General features: G+C 67.8%; 21 protein-coding genes. 17 read left to right on the forward strand and 4 right to left on the reverse strand.

What is annotated here, in order from left to right; translation table 11 throughout:
* The first annotated feature begins 30 nt into the window (after nt 1-30).
* The 3 genes from HWX76_RS20480 to HWX76_RS20490 all read left to right on the forward strand — a co-directional run bounded on the left by HWX76_RS20480 (nt 31) and on the right by HWX76_RS20490 (nt 2,788).
* Nucleotides 31-1,146 carry an alkene reductase gene (locus HWX76_RS20480; protein WP_050012133.1) on the forward strand — a complete coding sequence of 372 codons (1,116 nt, stop codon included), beginning with the start codon at nt 31-33 and terminating at the stop codon, nt 1,144-1,146.
* 19 nt (nt 1,147-1,165) lie between these two features.
* The gene (locus HWX76_RS20485; protein ID WP_089489846.1) at nt 1,166-2,131 is read left to right on the forward strand and encodes a cyclase family protein; all 966 of its coding nucleotides are present in this window, start codon (nt 1,166-1,168) and stop codon (nt 2,129-2,131) included.
* 138 nt (nt 2,132-2,269) lie between these two features.
* Entirely contained in the window at nt 2,270-2,788 is a 519-nt protein-coding gene (locus HWX76_RS20490; RefSeq protein ID WP_176016275.1) for a DUF3455 domain-containing protein, read from the forward strand.
* A gap of 121 nt (nt 2,789-2,909) precedes the next feature.
* Here HWX76_RS20490 and HWX76_RS20495 read toward each other — a convergent pair whose 3' ends face one another.
* On the reverse strand, nt 2,910-3,575 hold the full coding sequence (locus HWX76_RS20495; RefSeq protein WP_124555285.1) for an O-methyltransferase: 666 nt from the start codon (nt 3,573-3,575) through the stop codon (nt 2,910-2,912).
* Between the two features lie 48 nt (nt 3,576-3,623).
* Between HWX76_RS20495 and HWX76_RS20500 the strand changes: the two genes are divergently transcribed.
* From HWX76_RS20500 to HWX76_RS20510, 3 genes are all read left to right on the forward strand, one after another.
* Nucleotides 3,624-4,301: a TetR family transcriptional regulator gene (locus HWX76_RS20500; protein ID WP_176016276.1), complete on the forward strand. Its 678-nt coding sequence runs from the start codon at nt 3,624-3,626 to the stop codon at nt 4,299-4,301.
* Between the two features lie 451 nt (nt 4,302-4,752).
* Nucleotides 4,753-6,141: an NCS2 family permease gene (locus HWX76_RS20505; RefSeq protein ID WP_124638899.1), complete on the forward strand. Its 1,389-nt coding sequence runs from the start codon at nt 4,753-4,755 to the stop codon at nt 6,139-6,141.
* 214 nt (nt 6,142-6,355) lie between these two features.
* Entirely contained in the window at nt 6,356-6,949 is a 594-nt protein-coding gene (locus HWX76_RS20510; RefSeq protein ID WP_124631315.1) for a hypothetical protein, read from the forward strand.
* A 10-nt stretch (nt 6,950-6,959) separates the two neighbouring features.
* Here the strand turns inward: HWX76_RS20510 and HWX76_RS20515 are convergent, their stop codons facing one another.
* Both HWX76_RS20515 and HWX76_RS20520 read right to left on the reverse strand, forming a co-directional pair.
* Complete coding sequence (locus HWX76_RS20515; RefSeq protein ID WP_176016277.1) at nt 6,960-7,361, reverse strand: CopD family protein; 402 nt, start codon at nt 7,359-7,361, stop codon at nt 6,960-6,962.
* Complete coding sequence (locus HWX76_RS20520) at nt 7,358-7,666, reverse strand: DUF3817 domain-containing protein (RefSeq protein WP_050012141.1); 309 nt, start codon at nt 7,664-7,666, stop codon at nt 7,358-7,360. The genes HWX76_RS20515 and HWX76_RS20520 overlap by 4 nt, the downstream gene beginning before the upstream one ends.
* Nucleotides 7,667-7,771: 105 nt before the next feature.
* Here HWX76_RS20520 and HWX76_RS20525 point away from each other — a divergent pair, with 105 nt between their 5' ends.
* From HWX76_RS20525 to HWX76_RS20540, 4 genes are all read left to right on the forward strand, one after another.
* Nucleotides 7,772-8,719, forward strand: coding sequence for a helix-turn-helix domain-containing protein (locus HWX76_RS20525; RefSeq protein WP_050012142.1), 948 nt, complete (start codon nt 7,772-7,774; stop codon nt 8,717-8,719).
* 60 nt (nt 8,720-8,779) lie between these two features.
* The gene (locus HWX76_RS20530) at nt 8,780-9,700 is read left to right on the forward strand and encodes a LysR substrate-binding domain-containing protein (protein WP_050012143.1); all 921 of its coding nucleotides are present in this window, start codon (nt 8,780-8,782) and stop codon (nt 9,698-9,700) included.
* Between the two features lie 226 nt (nt 9,701-9,926).
* Nucleotides 9,927-10,709: an ABC transporter substrate-binding protein gene (locus HWX76_RS20535; RefSeq protein WP_050012144.1), complete on the forward strand. Its 783-nt coding sequence runs from the start codon at nt 9,927-9,929 to the stop codon at nt 10,707-10,709.
* 224 nt (nt 10,710-10,933) lie between these two features.
* Entirely contained in the window at nt 10,934-12,049 is a 1,116-nt protein-coding gene (locus HWX76_RS20540) for a succinylglutamate desuccinylase/aspartoacylase family protein (protein WP_050012145.1), read from the forward strand.
* Nucleotides 12,050-12,200: 151 nt separating this feature from the next.
* On the opposite strand, the gene HWX76_RS20545 is transcribed toward HWX76_RS20540, so the two are convergent.
* Nucleotides 12,201-13,007 (reverse strand): MetQ/NlpA family lipoprotein, encoded by an 807-nt coding sequence (locus tag HWX76_RS20545; protein WP_050012146.1) that lies wholly within the window; start codon nt 13,005-13,007, stop codon nt 12,201-12,203.
* 310 nt (nt 13,008-13,317) lie between these two features.
* Here HWX76_RS20545 and HWX76_RS20550 point away from each other — a divergent pair, with 310 nt between their 5' ends.
* From HWX76_RS20550 to HWX76_RS20580, 7 genes are all read left to right on the forward strand, one after another.
* The gene (locus tag HWX76_RS20550; protein ID WP_050012147.1) at nt 13,318-14,478 is read left to right on the forward strand and encodes a porin; all 1,161 of its coding nucleotides are present in this window, start codon (nt 13,318-13,320) and stop codon (nt 14,476-14,478) included.
* A gap of 221 nt (nt 14,479-14,699) precedes the next feature.
* Complete coding sequence (locus HWX76_RS20555) at nt 14,700-14,960, forward strand: DUF2866 domain-containing protein (protein ID WP_011548992.1); 261 nt, start codon at nt 14,700-14,702, stop codon at nt 14,958-14,960.
* Nucleotides 14,961-15,084: 124 nt separating this feature from the next.
* Nucleotides 15,085-15,468, forward strand: coding sequence for a DUF6232 family protein (locus HWX76_RS20560; protein WP_050012148.1), 384 nt, complete (start codon nt 15,085-15,087; stop codon nt 15,466-15,468).
* Between the two features lie 186 nt (nt 15,469-15,654).
* Nucleotides 15,655-15,882, forward strand: coding sequence for a hypothetical protein (locus tag HWX76_RS20565; protein WP_012339294.1), 228 nt, complete (start codon nt 15,655-15,657; stop codon nt 15,880-15,882).
* A 233-nt stretch (nt 15,883-16,115) separates the two neighbouring features.
* Nucleotides 16,116-18,392: a TonB-dependent hemoglobin/transferrin/lactoferrin family receptor gene (locus HWX76_RS20570; RefSeq protein WP_050012149.1), complete on the forward strand. Its 2,277-nt coding sequence runs from the start codon at nt 16,116-16,118 to the stop codon at nt 18,390-18,392.
* A 49-nt stretch (nt 18,393-18,441) separates the two neighbouring features.
* A complete protein-coding gene (locus tag HWX76_RS20575) occupies nt 18,442-19,533 on the forward strand; it encodes a hemin-degrading factor (RefSeq protein ID WP_050012150.1) in 1,092 nt (363 codons plus the stop codon).
* A complete protein-coding gene (locus tag HWX76_RS20580) occupies nt 19,530-20,447 on the forward strand; it encodes a helical backbone metal receptor (protein ID WP_050012151.1) in 918 nt (305 codons plus the stop codon). Before HWX76_RS20575 ends, HWX76_RS20580 begins: the two co-directional genes overlap by 4 nt.
* Nucleotides 20,448-20,459: the final 12 nt, after the last annotated feature.

The raw sequence follows: 20,459 nt of genomic DNA on the forward strand, positions 1-20,459 counted from the left end.
CGCCGGCCGCGGCACCGACAGGAATCCACCATGACCCAGGACCCGCTTTTCCAACCGCTGCGACTCGGCGCGCTGACGCTGCCGAACCGCATCGTGATGCCGCCGATGACGCGCTCGCGCGCCAGCCAGCCCGGCGACGAAGCCAACGAACTGATGGCCGCGTATTACGCGCAGCGCGCGAGTGCGGGCCTGATCGTCAGCGAAGGCACCTACATCGCGCCGCTCGGCAAGGGCTACGCATGGACGCCCGGCATCCACACGCCGTCGCAGGTCGCCGGCTGGCGCAAGGTGACGGACGCCGTGCATGCCGCGCACGGCCGCATCTTCGCGCAGCTGTGGCACGTCGGCCGGCTGAGCCACACGAGCCTGCTCGGCGGCGCGCAACCCGTGTCGTCGTCGCCGCTCCAGGCGAAGGGCGTGAACGTGTTCATCGCCGGCGAGGACGGCAGCACGCCGGGCTTCGTGCAGGCGTCCGAGCCGCGCGCGCTGTCGATCGACGAGATCCACGAGATCGTCGACCAGTACCGCACCGCCGCCCGCCACGCGATCGAAGCCGGCTTCGACGGCGTCGAGCTGCACGGCGCGAACGGCTATCTCGTGAACCAGTTCATCGATTCGAACGCGAACACGCGCACCGACGCATACGGCGGCTCGCTGGAGAACCGGCTGCGCTTCCTGCGCGAAGTCACGCAGGCGCTGATCGACGGGACCGGCGACGCATCGCGCGTCGGCATCCGCCTCGCGCCGCTGACCACGCTGAACGGCTGCGTCGACGACGATCCGGAAACGACCTACCTCGCCGCCGCGAAGCTGCTCGGCGAACTCGGCGTCGGCTACCTGCACATCGCGGAAGCCGACTGGGACGACGCGCCGCTGATGCCGGTCGCCTTCAAGCAGCAACTGCGTGCCGCGTTCCCGGGCGTGCTGATCTATGCCGGCGCATACACCGCCGAGCGCGCGCGCGAGGCGATCGCCGCCGGCTGGGCCGACCTCGTCGCATTCGGCCGCCCGTTCGTCGCGAATCCCGACTTGCCCGAGCGGCTGCGCACCGGCGCCGCGCTCGCGCCGCACGACCGCAACACGCTGTTCGGCGGCGGCGCCCACGGCCTGACCGACTACCCGACGCTCGCGCAAGCCGCGGCATAACGATCGACAGGAGTCTCGAATGAAAGCGACGCTCGCCCGGCTCGCGCTCGCCGCGATCCTGCCGTTCGCGGCCGCGCAAGCGGCCCACGCCGCCCCGTCCGAGGCGGCGGCGGCCGGCTGGTATCCGTCCGTCTATGGCGCCGATGACGAAATCGGCGCGGCCAACCTGCTGACGCCCGACGTCGTCAAGCAGGCGGTCGGCCTCGTGAAAGCCGGCAAGACCTATCCGCTGGCCGTGCCGGTGGACAAGAACCTGCCGGCGTACCGCCACCGCAGCTTCCGGCTGTACAACGTGCAGGTCGGCCAGCAGGCCGGCAAGAGCCTCGGCCCGAACAAGTTCACGTTCAACGACGAACTCGTCAACGCATGGACCGGCGTCGGCACGCAGTTGAACGGCATCGGCCACATCGGCATCGACAACGTGTACTACAACGGCAACCGCGCGGCCGATTTCGTGACCGTCGACGGCGTGAAGAAGCTCGGCGTCGAGAAGGTGCCGCCGATCGTCACGCGCGGCGTCGTGCTCGACATGACCGCCCACTACGGCAAGCCGATCGTGCCGGGCGGCACCGAGTTCACGGTCGCCGATATCCAGGCCGTGCTGAAGAAGCAGCGGCTGACGCTGCGCAAGGGCGACGTCGTGCTGTTCAACACCGGCTGGCTCGAACTGGTCGGCAAGGACGACAAGCAGTTCCTCGCCGTCGAGCCCGGCATCGGCATGGAAGCCGCGAAGTGGCTGGCCGATCAGGGGATCGTCGCGTTCGGCGGCGACACGTGGGCGTCGGAGGTCTATCCGAATCCGCATACGCAGGACGAATTCCCGGTCAACCAGTACATGCTCGCGAAGCGCGGCATCTACAACCTGGAGCTGGTCGACAGCCGCGCGCTGGTGCGCGACAAGGCATGGGAATTCCTGTTCGTGCTCGGCCAGCCGCTGTACGTCGGCTCCACGCAGGTCAATATCAACCCGGTCGCGATCCGCTGATCGCGCATCCGCCCTCCGGCAATCGCGGCGACTATCGCCGCGATTGTCATTTCCGAGTTGCGGCCTGGGCGATCGGCGTCTAACGTTGACGGGATCGACGCCATACGACCGTCACCCGACCTGAAAGGACGCCCCGTCATGCCAAGCCGCTCCCCGACACGCGACATGCTGCTGGCCCTTGCGGCCGGTTTTTCCCTCGCGGCCTTTACCGCGCCTTCGCACGCCAACGAGGCTGCCGGCCTCACGGCGCCAGCGCCGGCCACGCCGGTGCTGACGACCACCGCGAGCGGCTTGCAGGTCTACACGTGCGAATACGATGCCGAACACCGGCTCGCGTGGACATTCCAGCACCCCGAAGCGCTGCTGTTCGATGCCGGCGGCACGCTCGTCGTCCGGCACGGCGCGGGACCGTCGTGGGAAGCGCTCGACGGCAGCCGCATTACCGGCAGGAAGCTCGCGGAAGTGCCGAGCGCCAGCCCGGCCAGCATTCCGCAACTGCTGCTCGCGGCGACGCCGGCCGCAACCGGCACGCTCGCCGGCGTGCGCTTCGTGCAGCGGCTCGACACGGCGGGCGGCACGCCGCCGGCCGCGACGTGCACGACCGAGCATGCGGTCGGCCGCTTCCCGTACTTCGCGCGCTATGTGTTCCTGAAGTGACGCGCACGGCGTCGCAGCGACGGGGATCATCCCGTCACCTTTCGCCCCGCTTCCGCTTAATCAGTTTTCCTATATTTGATGCGGGGACGCGTGAAATCGTCGACACCCTCGCTCCGTCCGGTCAGCGCAGCCGCATCGACAATTCGACGTCGCCGCCGAACGGCACCGACAGGTAGCCGTGTTCCGGCGCGCGCACGTAAGCAAGATAGTCGGGGCTGTATTCCGCGTTGTCGGCCACGACGAACGCGCCCGCCCTGAGCCGCGGCTCGACCAGCGCGAGTATCTCCGGATACAGCGCCTTCGCCCCGTCGAGCAGCAGCAGGTCGACCGAATCCGGAAGATCGGCGGCCAGCGTGCGCAGCGCATCGCCTTCGCGAATCTCCACGAGATCGGCCAAGCCGGCCGCCGCCAGGTTGGCCTGCGCGCGCACGACCTTCGACGGCTCGAACTCGCTCGTGATCAGCCGGCCGCCGCCGTTGTCGCGCAGCGCGGCCGCGAGATGCAGCGTCGAGATGCCGAACGACGTGCCGAATTCGACGATTGCCTTCGCGCCGCCGCTGCGCGCGAGCATGTACAGCAGCATACCCGTCTCGCGCGACACGGGAAGCGGGTAGTCCTTCAGGCGCGCATACAGATCGGCGTAGTCCGTCTTGCTGCGCATCAGCCGCGCTTGCTCGTCGCGCGACACGTTGGCGAAGGCCGGGCTCGTCGCGGGCGACGACGCGTCGGCTTCGTCGAACAGGCGCGCCAGCAGCGAAGCCAGCGGGTCGAGCATCAGGGTGGTCATGCGATATCTCCGTATCGGGTTGAGTGCGTCAGTGCACCCGACTAGAATATGACGAACTATTCAGGTTTTACTATTCGCATTGGCAAACCGCTCATGACCGACCGCCGAAACGCCCCGATCGCCACGCGCAAGCAGCCTCGGCAGGCGCGCTCGACCCGCCTCGTCGAGGACGTCCTGCAGGCGGCTATTCAGGTTTTGGCGAGCGAAGGCGCGCAGCGCTTCACGATGGCGCGCGTCGCCGAGCGGGCCGGCGTGAGCGTCGGCTCGCTGTACCAGTACTTCCCGAACAAGGCGTCCGTGCTGTTCCGGCTCCAGCACGACGAGTGGCGGCAGACGCACGACATGCTGTGCGCAATCCTGCAGGACACGCAGAAGACGCCGCCCGAGCGGCTGCGCACTGCCGTCCACGCGTTCATCCGTTCGGAATGCGACGAGGCGCCGATGCGGACCGCGCTCGACGATGCCGCTCCGCTCTATCGCGACGCCCCCGAGGCGCAGGACGTGAAGGCCGAGGGCAACCGGGCGTTCAGCGCGTTCATCCGCGAAGCGCTGCCCGACGTGCCCGACGCCACGCATGCGCTCGCGTGCGAGCTGATCCTGACGACGCTCACGACGGGCGGCAAGGCATTCTCCGAAACCGCGCGCACGCCCGCGGAAATCGACGCGTACTCGAACGCGATGGCCGACATGTTCTGCGCGTATCTCGCGCATCTCGCGCGCAGTTGAAGCCCGCATCGGGACGGAAACCATGCACGCGCGCCGGCCTCCCGGGCCACCTTGAAAGCCATTCGTAACGTCCAATGCCCCCCGCCCGCCGACCCTGCATTCAAATAGTCGCCTTAACGGATTCGAACTAGGCGTATACACGCGTGTCGGCGCGACGGAGCCCCGTTGCACGCCGATATAAGCGCTGCGACATGCGCTGCATGCTCTTCCCCCGATGGGACGTGATGAGCCGCTCGCCTAACCTTCGCTACGGCAAAGCACACGTGACGGGGTCGACCACACCATGCGTCGTCCGACGCGACACCCTCGCGATCGTTTCGATTCGCCCGTCACGACACGCACCGCACGTCATGCGTCCCCGCGACGTTGCCGATCAATCCAACCAGATACGAGACACCCTGACGACGGTTCGCTGCGAGCCGTTTCAGCATGCTGATAAAGGAGCAAGCTCATGAGTGATACCCCGGTGCAGCCGACGGTCGGCGTCGGCGCGGAAGAAACCGGCTTGGGCGCCAACGGCGCCATCGACCGGTACTTCGGCATTTCGTCGCGCGGCAGCACGCAACGCCGCGAGATCATTGCCGGCGTGACCACCTTCCTCGCGATGGTCTATTCCGTGTTCGTCGTGCCCGGCATGTTCGGCAAGGCCGGCTTCGACACGAGCGCCGTGTTCGTCGCGGTCTGTCTCACCACCGCGTTCGGCTCGCTGCTGATGGGCCTGTGGGCGAAGCTGCCGATCGCGATCGGCTGCGCGATCTCGCTGACCGCGTTCACCGCGTTCGGGCTCGTGCTCGGCAAGGGGCTGCCTCCGACGGTCGCGCTCGGCGCGGTGTTCCTGATGGGTCTCGTGTTCACCGGCATCTCGATCACCGGCGTGCGTTCGTGGATTCTGCGCAACCTGCCCGCGGGCGTCGCCCACGGCACGGGGATCGGCATCGGGCTGTTCCTGCTGCTGATCGCGTCGAACGACGTGGGCCTCGTGATCAAGAACCCGGGCGCCGGCCTGCCGGTGTCGCTCGGCCAGATCACCGCGTTCCCGGTCATCATGTCGGTCGTCGGGCTCGCCGCGATCTTCGGCCTCGAAAAACGTCGCGTGCCGGGCGGCATCCTGCTCGTCGTGATCGCGATCTCGGTATTCGGGCTGATCTTCGATCCGGGCGTGAAATACCGCGGCATCTTCGCGCTGCCGTCGCTGAGCGCACCGGGCCACGCGTCGCTGATCGGCGCGATGGACATCAAGGGCGCGCTGTCGATGGCCGTGCTGCCGAGCGTGCTCGCGCTGGTGATGACCGCCGTGTTCGACGCGACCGGCACGATCCGCGCGGTCGCGGGCCAGGCCGGCCAGCTCGACGCGAACGGCCGCATCATCAACGGCGGCCGCGCGCTGACCGCCGATTCGATCAGCTCGATCTTCTCCGGCTTCCTCGGCGGCGCGCCGGCGGCGGCCTACATCGAGTCGAGCGTCGGCGTGGCCGCCGGCGCGAAGACGGGCCTCGCGGCCGCGGTGGTCGGCCTGCTGTTCCTCGTCGTGATGTTCTTCTCGCCGCTCGCTGGCCTCGTGCCGTCGTATGCGACCGCGCCCGCGCTGATGTACGTCGGGCTGCTGATGCTCGGCAGCGTGAGCAAGCTGCACATGGACGACATGGTCGACGCGATGTCCGGCCTCGTGTGCGCGGTGTTCATCGTGCTGACCGCGAACATCGTGACGGGCATCATGCTCGGCTTCTCGACGCTCGTGATCGGCCGCGTCGCCAGCGGCGAATTCCGCAAGCTCAACGTCGGCACCGTGCTGATCGCGGCCGTGCTCGTCACGTTCTATCTCGGCGGCTGGGCGATCTGAGCGCGACACATGCGCGACGTCGCCTGCAGAAGGGCGGCGCGCATCGGGACGATACCGTCTCCTCCACCATCGTCGTTGATGGCCTCGAGCCTGGGAACGCGAGTTTCCAGGCTTTTTTTATCGGTGCGACGCAGCGCGACGCACGGCGCGAAAACGTCGCGGCGCTCATTCGCGCGCGGTGCTACGATCGCGTTTTGCCCCTTCAGGAGTCGCGATGAACCCACTTGGCATCGTCTCCGAATCGACCACCCGGGCCTCGGCGCGCAAGCCGCCGTTCATTCCGTCGTTCGGCTTCCACGAAGTGCATGAATCGCAGCCGATCGACGCGCCGCCCGCATCCATCATCGATGTCGTCGCCTCGCTCGACATGCGCGCCGATCCCGTCATCGACACGCTGCTGACGATGCGAGAATTCCCGGCAGCCGTCGTCGGCGCGCTGCGCCACGCGCCGGCCCGCCCCGAACGCGCGCGTTTCGGCTTCGACACGTTCACGCCGCTCCATCGCGACGACACGTCGCTGTCGCTCGGCCTCGTCGGACGCTTCTGGCGCCCGACGCCCGACGTGCGCGCCGTCGCCGATGCCGACGCGTTCGTCCGGCACGACGACCCGCGCGACGCGAAGCTGGTGCTCCGGTTCGAGGTCGTCGGGCTCGCGTCGGGCGCGCACATCCTGCGCACCGAAACCTTCGTCCATTGCCCGAGCGCGCGCACGCGCTGGTTGTTCACGCCGTACTGGCTCGCGATCCGAGTGGGCAGCGGCTGGATCCGGCGCCGCACGCTGGCAGCGGTCGAGATGGCGCTCGCCTGAACGCGCCACGTCAGAACGGCTTGATCACTGCCAGCCCGACGACGAGCGCCATCCCGACGATCACCGCGCCCGCCGCGTGCCCGAGCCACGGCGCCGGCACGACGACGAGATCGTCGCGCGCCATGCGCCGCAGCGTGCCGGCCAGGATCCCGTGCAGCACCGACAGCGCGACGACGAGCGCGAGCTTCACCGACAGCCACGCGGCGCCGAACCAGTGACCGCTCAGCGCGAGCGCGATGCCGGCGATCCAGACGATCGCGAGCGCGGGCGCCGTCACCGTGCGATCCCAGCGCCGCACCGCGCGATGCACGGCGAGGTTCGCGATCCGGACCGCGACGGACGACAACAACAACCCGCCGACGAACGTGACGACGGCCGCCAGATGCGCCGCCTTCAGCACCAGATAGATCATTGCGCGTGCCGCCTGCGCGCGATCCAGCCGGCGCTCGCGAGCCCCGCGAACGGCACGACGGCCGACAGCACGAGCCGCGCGACCTCGCCCTTGCTCCACAGCCCGCTCGATGCGGTGACGACTACCGCCCACACGTACATCGCGAACGCGATGCCGTGAACCGGGCCCATGATCGACACCGCGACCGGGTAGCCGGCCAGATGCTTGAGCGGCACGGCCACGCAGACCAGCGCGACGAGCGTGGTCGCCTCCAGCAGCGACAGGTATTGCAGGTTCCGCAACGCGTTGCGATCGTCTTGTTTCATCGGCAGGGCTCCAGGTGGTCCGCCGCGATTGTCGCGTGTGGTGCCGGCCCGAGCCATTGGCTAGAATGACATCTTTCAACGGATTCTGGCCACGGCCGCAACGCCATGCACACGGTCGCCGTTCTTGCCTTGCCCGATGTCGTCCCGTTCGATCTGGGCGTCGCCTGCGACACGTTCGTGCGCGTGCGGGCCTCCCATGTCGAACAGGCGTACCGCGTACGCGTGTGCAGCGAACAGCCGCGCGTCGGCGGCGACCTGTTCGAGCTGCGCCCGCCGTTTCGCCTCGACGCGCTGGCCGACGCCGATACGATCATGGTGCCCGGCACGTCGGTGCCGCTCGCGCCGACGTCGCGCCGCGTGCTCGACGCGCTGCGCGCGGCGGCCACGCGCGGGCGCCGGATCGCGTCGATCTGCAGCGGCGCGTTCGTACTCGCGGAAGCCGGGCTGCTCGACGGCCTGCGCGCGACGACGCACTGGCTCGCGGCCGCCGAACTCGCGCGCCGCTATCCGACCGTCGACGTCGACCCGAACGTGCTGTTCGTCGACAACGGCCGGATCCTGACCTCGGCCGGCGCGGCGGCCGGCCTCGATCTGTGCCTGCACATGATCCAGGCCGACTACGGCGCGGCCGTCGCCGTCGACGCGGCCCGCAACGCGGTGGCGCCGCGCGTGCGCGAAGGCGGCCAGGCGCAGTTCATCGCGCCCGAATGGCCGGCCGGCGGCGACGGGCTGCACGACCTGATGGACTGGCTGCACGCGAACCTGCGCCAGCCGCTGACGCTCGACGCGATCGCGCGCAAGGCATCGACGAGCGTGCGCACGCTGACGCGGCGCTTCCAGGAGCAGACGGGCACGTCGCCGGGGCAATGGCTGCAGACCGCGCGCGTCAGGCATGCGCAGCAGTTGCTGGAGGTGACCGAACTGTCGATCGAACATGTGGCGACGGAAGCCGGGTTCGGCTCGGTCAGCGCGTTTCGCGAGCGCTTCTCGCGCATCGTCGGCACGTCGCCGCAGCGCTATCGGCAGGCGTTCCGCACACGCGCCGATGCGTGACCTTCATCGGGCTCGCCGCCTGAACCCGCCGCCCCCGTTCGCGCCAACCGGACCCGACCGATGACCCGCATCCGCAATCCCCTGAACATCGCGCAGCTCCAGGCGTTCGTCTCCGCCGCGCATCTGAAGAGCCTGCGCGCCGCCGCGCGCGAGCTCGGCGTCACGCAGCCGGCGATCACGCACACGATCCGCGAGCTCGAAACGGCGCTCAACGCGGAGCTGCTCGTGCGCAGCGTGCGCGGCGTCGAACTGACCGCCTGCGGCGAGGCGCTGCTGCCGCGCGCCGAGCAGTTGCTCGGCGACGTCCGCCGCACGGTCGAAGCCGTCGAACAGGTGAAAGGCGAGATGTCGGGCCGCGTCGCGGTCGGCACGATGCCGTCGATCGCGCTGACCGCGTTGCCGCACGCGGTGACGGCGTTTCGCCGGTCGATGCCGAACGTGAGCCTGCATCTGGAGGAAGTGACGGTGCCGGACGCGCTCGCGCAGTTGCGCAACGGCACGCTCGACATCGCTGCGATGCACCATGTGCCCGCGCTCGACCGCGATTTCACGCAATTGCCGCTGCTGTCGACCGAATTCACGATCGTGATGCGCGACGGCCACCCGCTCGCGCACGCGCGCCGGTTAGAGGAACTGCTCGACGCCGAGTGGATCGTCACCGTCGGCGCCGAGCAGTTTCCGCACAGCGTGATGGTCGGGATGTTCGAGGCGCACGGGCTGCCGCTGCCGAAACGTTTGCTGCGCTCGCCGATGTCGTTCGCGGTGACGCTCGGGCTCGTCGCGCGCTCGGACGTGATCGGCTGCTTCACGCGCCCGCTTGCCGCGATGGTCGCGCCGCTCGGCATCCGCACGGCCGAACTCGACGAAAGCATGCCGCGCTTCGACCTGTCGATCATCGCGCGGCGCGACCTGCTGCCCACGCCGGCCGTGTCGCACTTCGCCACCTGCCTGCAGCGCGCGGTCAACGAAACGCTCGGCTGAATCGTTCCTGTGTATGAAACGGCCGCGCGTCCGACGCGCCGCCGCCGGGCCCGGTATCGGGGCTTGTCCTAGGCGCCCCGCCGGTATTTTGTCTTGATAATCTTCCGCACGTCGCGCGCCCCCATCGGGCGGGCGAAACGGACTGTCCGACGCGAAGCCGCGGCGGGCCGAAGGCTTACGGCGCGGCACAACCGCGCACCCATCGAACAAAACGAGGAGTCACCGAGTGAAAAAGATTCTTGCGGCAGTGACCGTGGCCCTGCTCGCCGTATCGGCCGGCAGTGCATACGCGAAGGACTGGTCGACCGTGCGGTTCGGCGTCGACGCAAGCTACCCGCCTTTCGAATCGAAAGGCGCCGACGGCAAGGTCGTCGGCTTCGACGTGGATCTCGGCAACGAGATCTGCCGCCGCATCAACGCGAAGTGCGTGTGGATCGAAAACGACTTCGACGGGATGATCCCGGCGCTGAAAGCCCGCAAGTTCGACGGCGTGCTGTCGTCGATGTCGATGACGCCGGCGCGCGCCGAGCAGATCGCGTTCTCGTCGAAGCTGTTCAACACGCCGACGCGCCTCGTCACGAAGAAGGGCGCGAACCTGCAGCCGACGGCCGAATCGCTGAAGGGCAAGTCGGTCGGCGTCGAGCAGGGCACGATCCAGGAAACCTACGCGAAGACGTACTGGGCGTCGAAGGGCGTGAACGTCGTGCCTTACCAGAACCAGGACCAGGTCTACGCCGACCTGATCTCCGGCCGTCTGGACGGCGCGCTGCAGGACGCGGTGCAAGCCGAGATCGGCTTCCTGAAGACGCCGCGCGGCGCGAACTTCGACTTCGCCGGCAAGGACCTCGACGATCCGAAGACGCTCGGCAATGGCGCCGGTATCGGCCTGCGCAAGGAAGACACCGACCTGAAGACGAAGATCGACGGCGCGATCGCCGGCATGCGCAAGGACGGCACGTACGACAAGATCGCGAAGAAGTACTTCGATTTCGACGTCTACGGCAAGTAATCCGGCCGAACGACGCGCGATTCGGCGCGACGGGAACGGGCTCCGCGAGGAGCCCGTTTTTTTTGCGCGCGGCGCGGGCAGCGTTATTTTTTCTGCGCCAACCCGATGATTCTCAACGGAAAACAGAACGCTCCGGCACCGGTTTGATGGCGGCGAGGAAGGCAACGTACAATCGATCTTCCACGCACACGGATCATTCGCGGCTGCGCCGCACTCCCCTCATCATGCAAACGCAGACCCATCCGCTGATTTCCCCCGCCGTCGGCACCGAACGCCAGATCACCAGCTTCCACTACGGCCCGCGCGGCGGCAAGAAGGTCTACATCCAGTCGTCGCTGCACGCGGACGAGTTGCCCGGCATGCTGGTCGCCACGCTGCTGCGTCGCAAGATCGCCGCGCTGGAGACGGCCGGCAAGCTGCAAGGCGAAGTCGTCATCGTGCCCGTGCCCAATCCGATCGGCCTGTCGCAACACGTGTTCGGCGATCACCTCGGCCGCTTCGAGCTCGGCTCGATGCAGAACTTCAACCGCAATTTCCACGATCTCGCGGCGCTCGTGCTGCCGCATGTCGAAAGCCGCCTCACGAACGACGCGCAGCGCAATCTCGCCGTCGTACGCGCGGCGATGCGCGAAGCGCTCGATGAACAGAAGCCGCGCACCGAACTCGACTCGCAGCGTCTTGCGCTGCAGAAGCTGTCGTTCGACGCCGATATCGTGCTCGACCTGCATTGCGACAGCGATGCGGTGATGCACCTCTACACGAATCCCGATCTGTGGGCGGACGTCGAGCCGCTGGCGCGCTACCTCGATGCCAAGGCGTCGCTGCTCGCGCTGAATTCGGTCGGCAACCCGTTCGACGAAATCCACAGCTTCTGCTGGTCGGATCTGCGCAACCGCTTCGGCGACCGCTTCCCGATCCCGAACGGCGCGATTTCCGTCACGGTGGAACTGCGCAGCGAACGCGACGTGTCGTACGAGTTCGCGGAAAAGGACGCGCAGGCGATCGTCGACTACCTGACCGAGCGCGGCATCGTCGAAGGCACGCCGGCGCCGCTGCCGCCGCTCGCGCATCCGGCCACGCCGCTCGCGGGCACCGATCCGCTCGTCGCGCCGGTGTCGGGCGTGATCGTGTTCCGCACGCCGGTCGGCGCGATGATCGAGGCCGGCCAGGCCGTGGCCGACATCGTCGATCCGCTGACCGATCGCGTCGTCACGCTGAAGAGCAGCGTGTCGGGCGTGCTGTACGCGCGCCAGGTCGTGCGCTTCGCGACGGCCGGCATGGAAGTCGCGCGCATCGCCGGCGCGACCGCGATCCGTACCGGTTCGCTGCTGTCGGCCTGAGCCTGAGCGCGGCCCGCGCGCCGGGCCGCGGCGCGCATCGCACGCCATCGGCCGCATCAAACGAAATCGCCCGCTTGCGCGGGCGATTTGCTTTCCGGAGCCGGCGTCGGCAGCCGATGCTGCGCCGCCGCGCGCTGCGCGCGAAGGACGTTCAGAACGCCGGCACGATCGCGCCGCCAAACTTCTGGTCGATGAACTTGCGCACGTCGTCCGATTCATAGGCCGCGACGAGCTTCTTCACCCACGGCTTGTCCTTGTCCTGCGCGCGCACCGCGATCAGGTTCGCGTACGGCCCGCGCAGATCCTCGATCGCGATCGCATCCTTCACCGGCGTGAGCCCGGCCTTCACTGCGTAGTCGGTGTTGATCGACGCGGCGTCGAGGTCGGGCAGCGCGCGCGGCAGTTGCGCGGAATCAAGCTCGACGATCTTGATCTTCTTCGGGTTCTCGGCAATGTCGAGCGGCGTCGCGTTCACGCCGTTCGCGCCGACGCCCGGCTTCAGCTTGATCACCCCGTACTTCTGCAGCAGCAACAGCGCACGGTTGCCGTTCGACGGATCGTTCTGGATCCCGACCTTCGCGCCCGCCGGCAAATCCTTCAGCGACTTGAGCTTCGTCGAATAGAAGCCCATCGGCGCGGTATAGGTGAGCCCCACGTTGACGATCTTGTATCCGCGCTGCTTGATCTGGCTGTCGAGGAACGGCTGGTGCTGGAAACCGTTCGCGTCGAGATCGCCGGAATCGAGCGCCGCGTTCGGCTGCACGTAGTCGTTGAATTCGATGACCTTGATCGCGAGGCCTTCGCGCGCGGCGACTTTCGTCACCTCGGTCCAGATCTGCGCGTCGGGGCCGCTCATCGTGCCGATCTTCAGCGTTTGGGAGTCGGCGTGCGCGCCGGGCGCGGCGAATGCCAGCGCGGCGGCGAGTGCGCCGAGGCCGGTCAGAATCGAACGTCGCATGGGGTGTCCTCTTGTCCCGTGTCGTTTGTTGGAGGACGGATCGTGGCACGGGGCGCGGATGCGGCAAACCAAGCTTATTTCATGTGCATATTCCGGTTCGGAATCGAATCTCAGCCGAAATCGGTATAACCCCCGCTATACAACCCGGGCAGAATTCGGTGTCGCATCGGCACCACAGATTCGTCATATGACAGTCGCTGTCATATTCATTACGTGGCCCGCCGATAAAGTTGCGCCGGTCCGTGAAAGCGCTCCATAGAGAGCGCCGGAACCGCAACTGGACACGCCATTCATTCGCTCGGAGAATCCTTTGAACAAGAAACTGTTGACCATCGCCGCCCTCGCAGCAACGGCCGGCACGGCGCACGCACAAAGCAGCGTGACCCTGTACGGCGTCATCGATGCCGGTATCAGCTACGTGAACCACAGCAAGACCGCCAACGGCGGCAGCAGCAAGCTGTTCAAGTACGACGACGGCGTGGCCCAGGGCAGCCGTTGGGGCCTGCGCGGCACCGAAGACCTCGGTGGCGGCCTGAAGGCGATCTTCGTGCTCGAAAACGGCTTCAACAGCGGTAACGGCACGATCGGCCAAGGCGGCGCGATCTTCGGTCGCCAGGCTTACGTCGGCCTGAGCCAGGCGCAATACGGCACGGTCACGTTCGGCCGCCAGTACTCGTTCTCGACCGACATCCTCGGCTCGAACTACTCGACCGGCGGCAACACGGTCGCGGGTAACTACGCTTACCACGTGAACGACATCGACCAGCTGACGTCGAGCCGCATCAACAACGCGGTGAAGTTCCAGAGCGCGAACTACGCCGGCTTCACGTTCGGCGCGTTGTACGGCTTCTCGAACTCGACCGACTTCGCCGGCGCACCGTCGACGACGACGGGCACCACGACGACGGCCGGTTCGTCGCGCGCCTACAGCTTCGGCCTGAACTACGCGAACGGCCCGTTCTCGCTCGGCGCCGCGTACACGGACATCCGCTTCCCGAGCCAGTCGACGCCGGCCTTCTCGACGTCGATCGCGAACATCGCGCTGACGAACATCCGCGACCTGCGCACGTATGGCGTCGGCGGCCGCTATGTCTTCGGCCCGGCAACGGCATGGCTGCTGTGGACGCGCACGCAGTTCACCCCGATCGCGGCAGGCGCATCGGGCACGTTCTACAACGCATACGAAGCAGGCGTGAAGTATGCGTTCACGCCGGCGCTGTCGGCGGCAGCGGGCTACACGTACACGAACGCGACGCAAAGCGGCAGCTCGGCGCACTGGAACCAGGGCAACGTGGGCCTCGACTACGCACTGAGCAAGCGTACGGACGTGTACGGCCTGGTCATCTACCAGAAGGCATCGGGCAACAACGTGCAGGCGCAGATCGGTTCGAGCACGAGCTACTTCAACACGTCGGGCAACGGTTCGTCGAACCAGCTGGCTGCTCGCGTCGGTATCCGTCACAAGTTCTAAAGCATCCGCTTAACTGTCCGCGTCACGCGCGGATCAGGACGGCACGCAGCGCCCCGCTCCACGCGGGGCGCTTTTTTATGCGCTTTTAAGTTTCGCTTAATTCTGGGCTGAGACGATGCTCTCACCCCCCCTGTTGGCCGCCTGAGCATCGGCGGCTTTTTTTTTTGAGACTCCCTACGGCACCGCCATCAACTGCCCACAAGACAGGATCGGAGGCCACGATGATCGAAGATACCGTTTTCAGCCATCTGCACGCGATTCTGACGTGCCAACACTCGCTGCCGGTCCAGAGCTGCCGCGTCTCGGTGGAAATGCAGCGGCCATGGGGCCGTCCGTATCGTCTCGTCGAGTGGACGATGCATCTCGATGCACCCGCGCGGCGCCAGATCGTGCCGGCCGAATCGACCGACGAAGAGATCGCCGAGGTCGTCGCGTCGCACGTGCCGGGCCGGCTTTACGGCGACGGCCGGCTGCAGTTCTGAACGCGTTTCCATTCCACCCGCTTCCCGTCCGCCGGCCGCGCCGCACGCATCGTGCGGCAGTCGGTCTCGTTTGACGCGGCAACGAAACCTGCTACGCTGCGCGTTTTCGTCCACGTCACACACGATGGAAAACGCATTCAACGAACGTGGCGTCATGGTCACGCGCAACGGCCTGTCGGCCGCCGGGCAGGTATTCGCACTGCGTGACATCCGCCAGGTCGATGTCGTCAAGATTCCAAAGAACCGTCTCGTGCCGTCGCTGATCTCGCTGATCGGCGCGGCCGTCGCCGTCGCGGGCGGCATCGGCGCATCGAGCGCCGCGCTGGTGGTCGGCGTGATGCTCGTCGTCGTCGGCTATCTCGCGTGGGCCACGCAGGACATCACGTATCGGCTGATGGTCGAGATGCCCGACGGCAAGCGCGAAGCGCTGTCGAGCGTCGACGCCGCGTTCGTCGAACGCGTCGCGCAGGTCGTGCGCGATGCGCAGTCCGCCACCGCCGCCGGCTGATTCCACTCCATTCGTGCACGCTTCGATTCGCGCTTGCCGCACGCCCGCGGCGAGCGTCGGTGTGCGCGGCCTGCCCGTCGAATCGCGTGCCATGCGCCGCTCCACACGCATCTCGCCTCCACGGCGGACGCCAACCGCCTAGTATGGAAAGAGCGGCTCGCCGCCGCATCGTCCGAGGAGGCCAGCATGAACGCTCAATCGCTGTCCGGCATGCTTCGCGCGCAGGAACTGCTGATCGTGTCGATGATCCGCGCGCTTCCCCCTGACACACGTCGCGCGCTCGTCGAGCTCTACACCGAACAGATCGCGTTCGCCGAACAGGCAGGCATCGAAAGCCACAGCGATCGCGCGACGCACGACGCGTTCATCGCGCATGCGCGCAACCTGCTGATTCGCATCGAAGCGCTGGCTTAGCGCCTGTTTCTCTCAAATTTTGCGCCACGGCTCGCCCGAGCCGTGCATGCAAGTGCTCACTCGCATGAGCCGCTTTGCGTTCTTGTATTGATAACAATTCTCATTTACACTGACAAGGTTGTCAGTTGCCTTTCAAATCGCCGTTTGCCGCCTATCGCGCGCAAACGGGCCAGCCAGGTGAACGCGTCGCCCAGCCAGCCTTCGGGCTTGTTATCGTCAATGGGAGACCACCTGTGCATTGCTATACGCTGGCGCGGCGGCCGATCTGTGCCGCGCTGTTCGGCGCGTTCGGCCTGTCCGCTGCCCCGGCTCACGCCGATTCGTCGCCGCAAGGCGCCAACCCGCCTTCCGCCGTCCTGACCGCCGCCGCGTCCGCGCGCGGCGATGCGGCGCTGCTCGATCCCGTCACCGTCACGGCCACCCGCACCGCCACTGCGGCGAGCCGCACGGCGGCGTCCGTGTCGGTGATCACCGACGAGGATCTCGAAGAACGGCAGGTCACCAACATCAAGGACGCGCTGCGCTACGAGCCGGGCATCACGGTGCGCCGCACCGCGTACCGGCCGGGCAGCGCCGCGCTCGGCGGCGGCCGCGACGGCGATTCGAGCATCAACATCCGCGGCCTCGAAGGCAATCGCGTGCTGCTGATGGAAGACGGCATCCGCCTGCCGAACGCGTTTTCGTTCGGTCCGCTCGAAGCGGGCCGCGGCGACTACGCCGATCTCGACACGCTCAAGCGCATCGAGATCCTGCGCGGGCCGGCGTCGGCGCTGTACGGCAGCGACGGCCTGACCGGCGCGGTGAACTTCATCACGAAGGACCCGCGCGACCTGCTGTCGATCTACGGAAAGCCCTACTACTTCTCGTTCCGGCCGAGCTACGACTCGACCGACCGCAGCATCGGCGCGACCGTATCGGCCGCGGGCGGCAACGATCGCATCCAGGGGATGATCATCGCCGACGGCCGGCGCGGCCACGAGGTCGACACGCGCGGCAGCAACAATTCGGCGAGCACGCTGCGCACGACGTCGAACCCGCAGGACGTCTATTCGGAATCGCTGCTCGGCAAGCTCGTGCTGACGCCCACCGCGCGCGACACGATCAAGTTCACCGCCGAAACGGTGCAGCGGCGCGTGAGCACCGACGTGCTGTCGGCGATCAGCCCGCCGACCACGCTCGGCCTCACGACCTACGACCGGCTCGAGCGCAATCGCTTCAGCGTCGACTACGACTTCCGCGACGACGCGTTCCGCTGGTTCCAGACCGCGCACGTGCAGTTCTACTACCAGGACGCGAAGCAGGACCAGTACGCGTTCGAGACGCGCGGCCGGGCGGCTTCGCGTTCGCGCGACAACCAGTACAAGGAACGCACGTTCGGCGGCACCGCGTTCGCCGAAAGCGGCTTCGCGACCGGCCCGTTCGCACACAAGCTGCTCTACGGCGTGGACGGCAGCGTGTCGCGCGTGACGAACCTGCGCGACGGCACGGTGCCGGGCGTCGGCGAAGCGTTTCCGAACAAGGCGTTCCCCGACACCGACTACACGCTGTTCGGCGCGTTCGTGCAGGACCAGATCGGTTACGGCCGCCTGCTCGTCACGCCGGGCCTGCGCTTCGACACGTACCGGCTGAGTCCGACCGCAAACGATCCGCTGTTCACCGGCAAGGCCGTGTCGACGAGCGCGAACGAACTGTCGCCGCGCGTCGCCGTGCTCTACGAGATCACGCCCGCGGTCATTCCGTACGTGCAGTACGCGCATGGCTTCCGTGCGCCGACGCCCGATCAGGTGAACAGCAGCTTCTCGAACCCGGTGTACGGCTACACGTCGATCGGCAATCCGAACCTGAAGCCAGAAACCAGCGACACGTTCGAAGCCGGCCTGCGCGGCAAGGCCGGCACCGGCTACGGCGTCGTGCGCTACAGCGCGGCCGCGTTCACCGGCCGCTACCGCAACTTCATCTCGCGCACGACGATCGCCGGCAGCGGCCGGCCGGTCGACCCGTTCGTGTTCCAGTACGTGAACTTCGCCGACGCGCGCATCCACGGCCTCGAAGGCCGCGCCGAATGGGTGATGCCGAACGGCATCACGCTGAAGACGGCAATGGCGTTCACGAAGGGCTCGACGCAGGACAACGGCGCGGCCAGCCAGCCGCTCGACACGATCAATCCGTTCTCGGCCGTGTTCGGCGTGCGGTACGAACCGAGCGAACGCTGGTTCGTGCAGACCGACCTGCTGTTCCAGGCCGCCAAACGCGACAAGGACATCCCGGCGAACGCGTGCCCGGGGGCGAGAACGTCGTGCTTCGCGCCACCGTCTTCATTCGTCGTCGACCTGCACGGCGGCTACCGCTTCAACAAGCACGTGAGCGCGACGATCGGCATCCGCAACCTGTTCGACCGCAAGTACTGGAACTGGTCGGACGTGCGCGGCCTCGCGTCCGACGCGCAGGTGCTCGACGCGTATTCGTCGCCCGGCCGCACCGTCGCCGTCAGCATGAAAGTGGATTTCTGATGCGCGTCGCCCGCGCGCCCATCCCAACCGTTACTCGAAGGAGTCCGACATGATGCAATCCGCCCTTCCCGGTCAATCGGCCACGCCGGCCCGCGCGGCCGCCGCGCTGCGCGACGCGTTCGTCAAGCTCAAGACCGAGCGTCAGCTGCGCAACCGCGACGTCGCGCAGGCGCTCGGCGTCAGCGAAGGCGAGGCGCTCGCCGCGTTCGTCGGCGAGCACGTCGTGCGGCTCGACGCGCGCTTTCCGGCGATGTTCGAGGAAATGCCGCGCCTCGGCCGCGTGATGGCGCTGACGCGCAACGACACGGCCGTCCACGAAAAGGACGGCGAATACGCGCAGATGAGCCACGACGGCCCGGTCGGCCTCGCGCTCGGCGACATCGACCTGCGCATCTTCTATCGTCACTGGGTGTCGGCGTTCGCGGTGCGCGACGAGACTGCGCACGGCCCGCTGAAGAGCCTGCAGTTCTTCGATGCGCAGGGCCATGCGATCCACAAGGTCTATCTGCGCGCGCACAGCGATCACGCCGCGTACGACGCGTTCGTCGAACGCTGGCGCGCGCAGTCGCAGGAGCCGGGCCTCGAGGTCGCGCCCGCCGCGCCGAAAATGCCCGAGCGCGCCGATAGCGAGATCGACGTCGCGGGCTTTCGCGCCGCATGGGACGCGATGACCGATACGCACCAGTTCTTCGGCATCACGCAGCGCTTCGGCGTGAGCCGCATGCAGGCGCTGCGCCTCGCCGATCCGCACTACGCGTATCCGGTCGAAACCGCGCATGCGTTGCGCCACGTGCTCGAACACGCGGCGCAAAGCGGCCAGCCGATCATGGTGTTCGTCGGCAACGCGGGAATGATCCAGATCCATACGGGCCCCGTCGCGAACGTGCGCGAGGTCGGCGCGTGGATCAACGTCCTCGATCCGGGCTTCAACCTGCATGTCCGCGAGGACCTGATCGCCGCCGCATGGGTCGTGAAGAAGCCGACGAGCGACGGCATCGTCACGTCGCTCGAGCTGTTCGACCGGCAGGGCGACCACGTCGCGCTGCTGTTCGGCGAGCGCAAGCCCGGCAAGGTCGAGCGCGACGACTGGCGCGCGCTCGTCGCGACGCTGCCGGCGGCCGCACGCGGGGGCGCGCGGTGAGCGCGCGGCCGTTCGATCCGCGCCGCCGGTCGCTGCTGGCCGGTGCGGCGGCCGGTGCGCTCGCGGGCGCACTGCCCGCCGGCGTGCTCGCCCAGGTCGCTGCCGCCGCGCCGAAACGCGTGATCGTGATCGGCGGCGCGCTGGCGGAAACCGCGTTCGCGCTCGGCGGCGCCGAGACGCCGCGTTACCGGCTCGTCGGCGCCGACACGACGTGCACGTATCCCGACGCCGCGAAGCGCCTGCCGAAGGTCGGCTACCAGCGCGCGCTATCGGCCGAAGGGCTGCTGTCGCTGCGGCCCGATCTCGTGCTGGCCTCCGCGGAAGCCGGCCCGCCGACGGCGATCGCGCAGGTGAAAGGCGCCGGCGTCACGGTGACGACGTTCGACGAGCGCCACGACGTCGAATCGGTGCGCGCGAAGATCACCGGCGTCGCGCAGGCGCTCGACGTACGCGATGCCGGCACCCTGCTGCTGCAACGCTTCGATCGCGACTGGCAGGCCGCGCGCGACGCGGTCGCCGCGCGCGCGCCCGGCGGCGCGCAGCCGCCGCGCGTGCTGTTCGTGCTGAACCACACCGGCACCCAGGCGCTCGTCGCGGGCCAGCGCACGGCCGCCGACGCGATGATCCGCTACGCGGGCGCGCGCAACGCGATGCAGGGCTTCGAGCACTACAAGCCGCTGACGACCGAGGCGCTCGCGGCGGCCGCGCCCGACGTCGTGCTGATCTCCGACGAAGGGCTGGCGGCCGTCGGCGGCCACGCCGCGCTGCTCGCGACGCCCGGCTTCGGTGCGACGCCGGCCGGCCGCGCGCGGCGCGTCGTGTCGCTCGACGCACTGTTCCTGCTCGGCTTCGGCCCGCGCCTGCCGCTCGCCGTCACGACCCTGCATCGACGCCTGTCGAATGCGCTCGCCTGATTCCGGATCGAC

Source organism: Burkholderia sp. BCC0398 (assembly GCF_902833245.1).
In the GTDB taxonomy this organism is placed as follows: Bacteria; Pseudomonadota; Gammaproteobacteria; order Burkholderiales; family Burkholderiaceae; genus Burkholderia; species Burkholderia sola.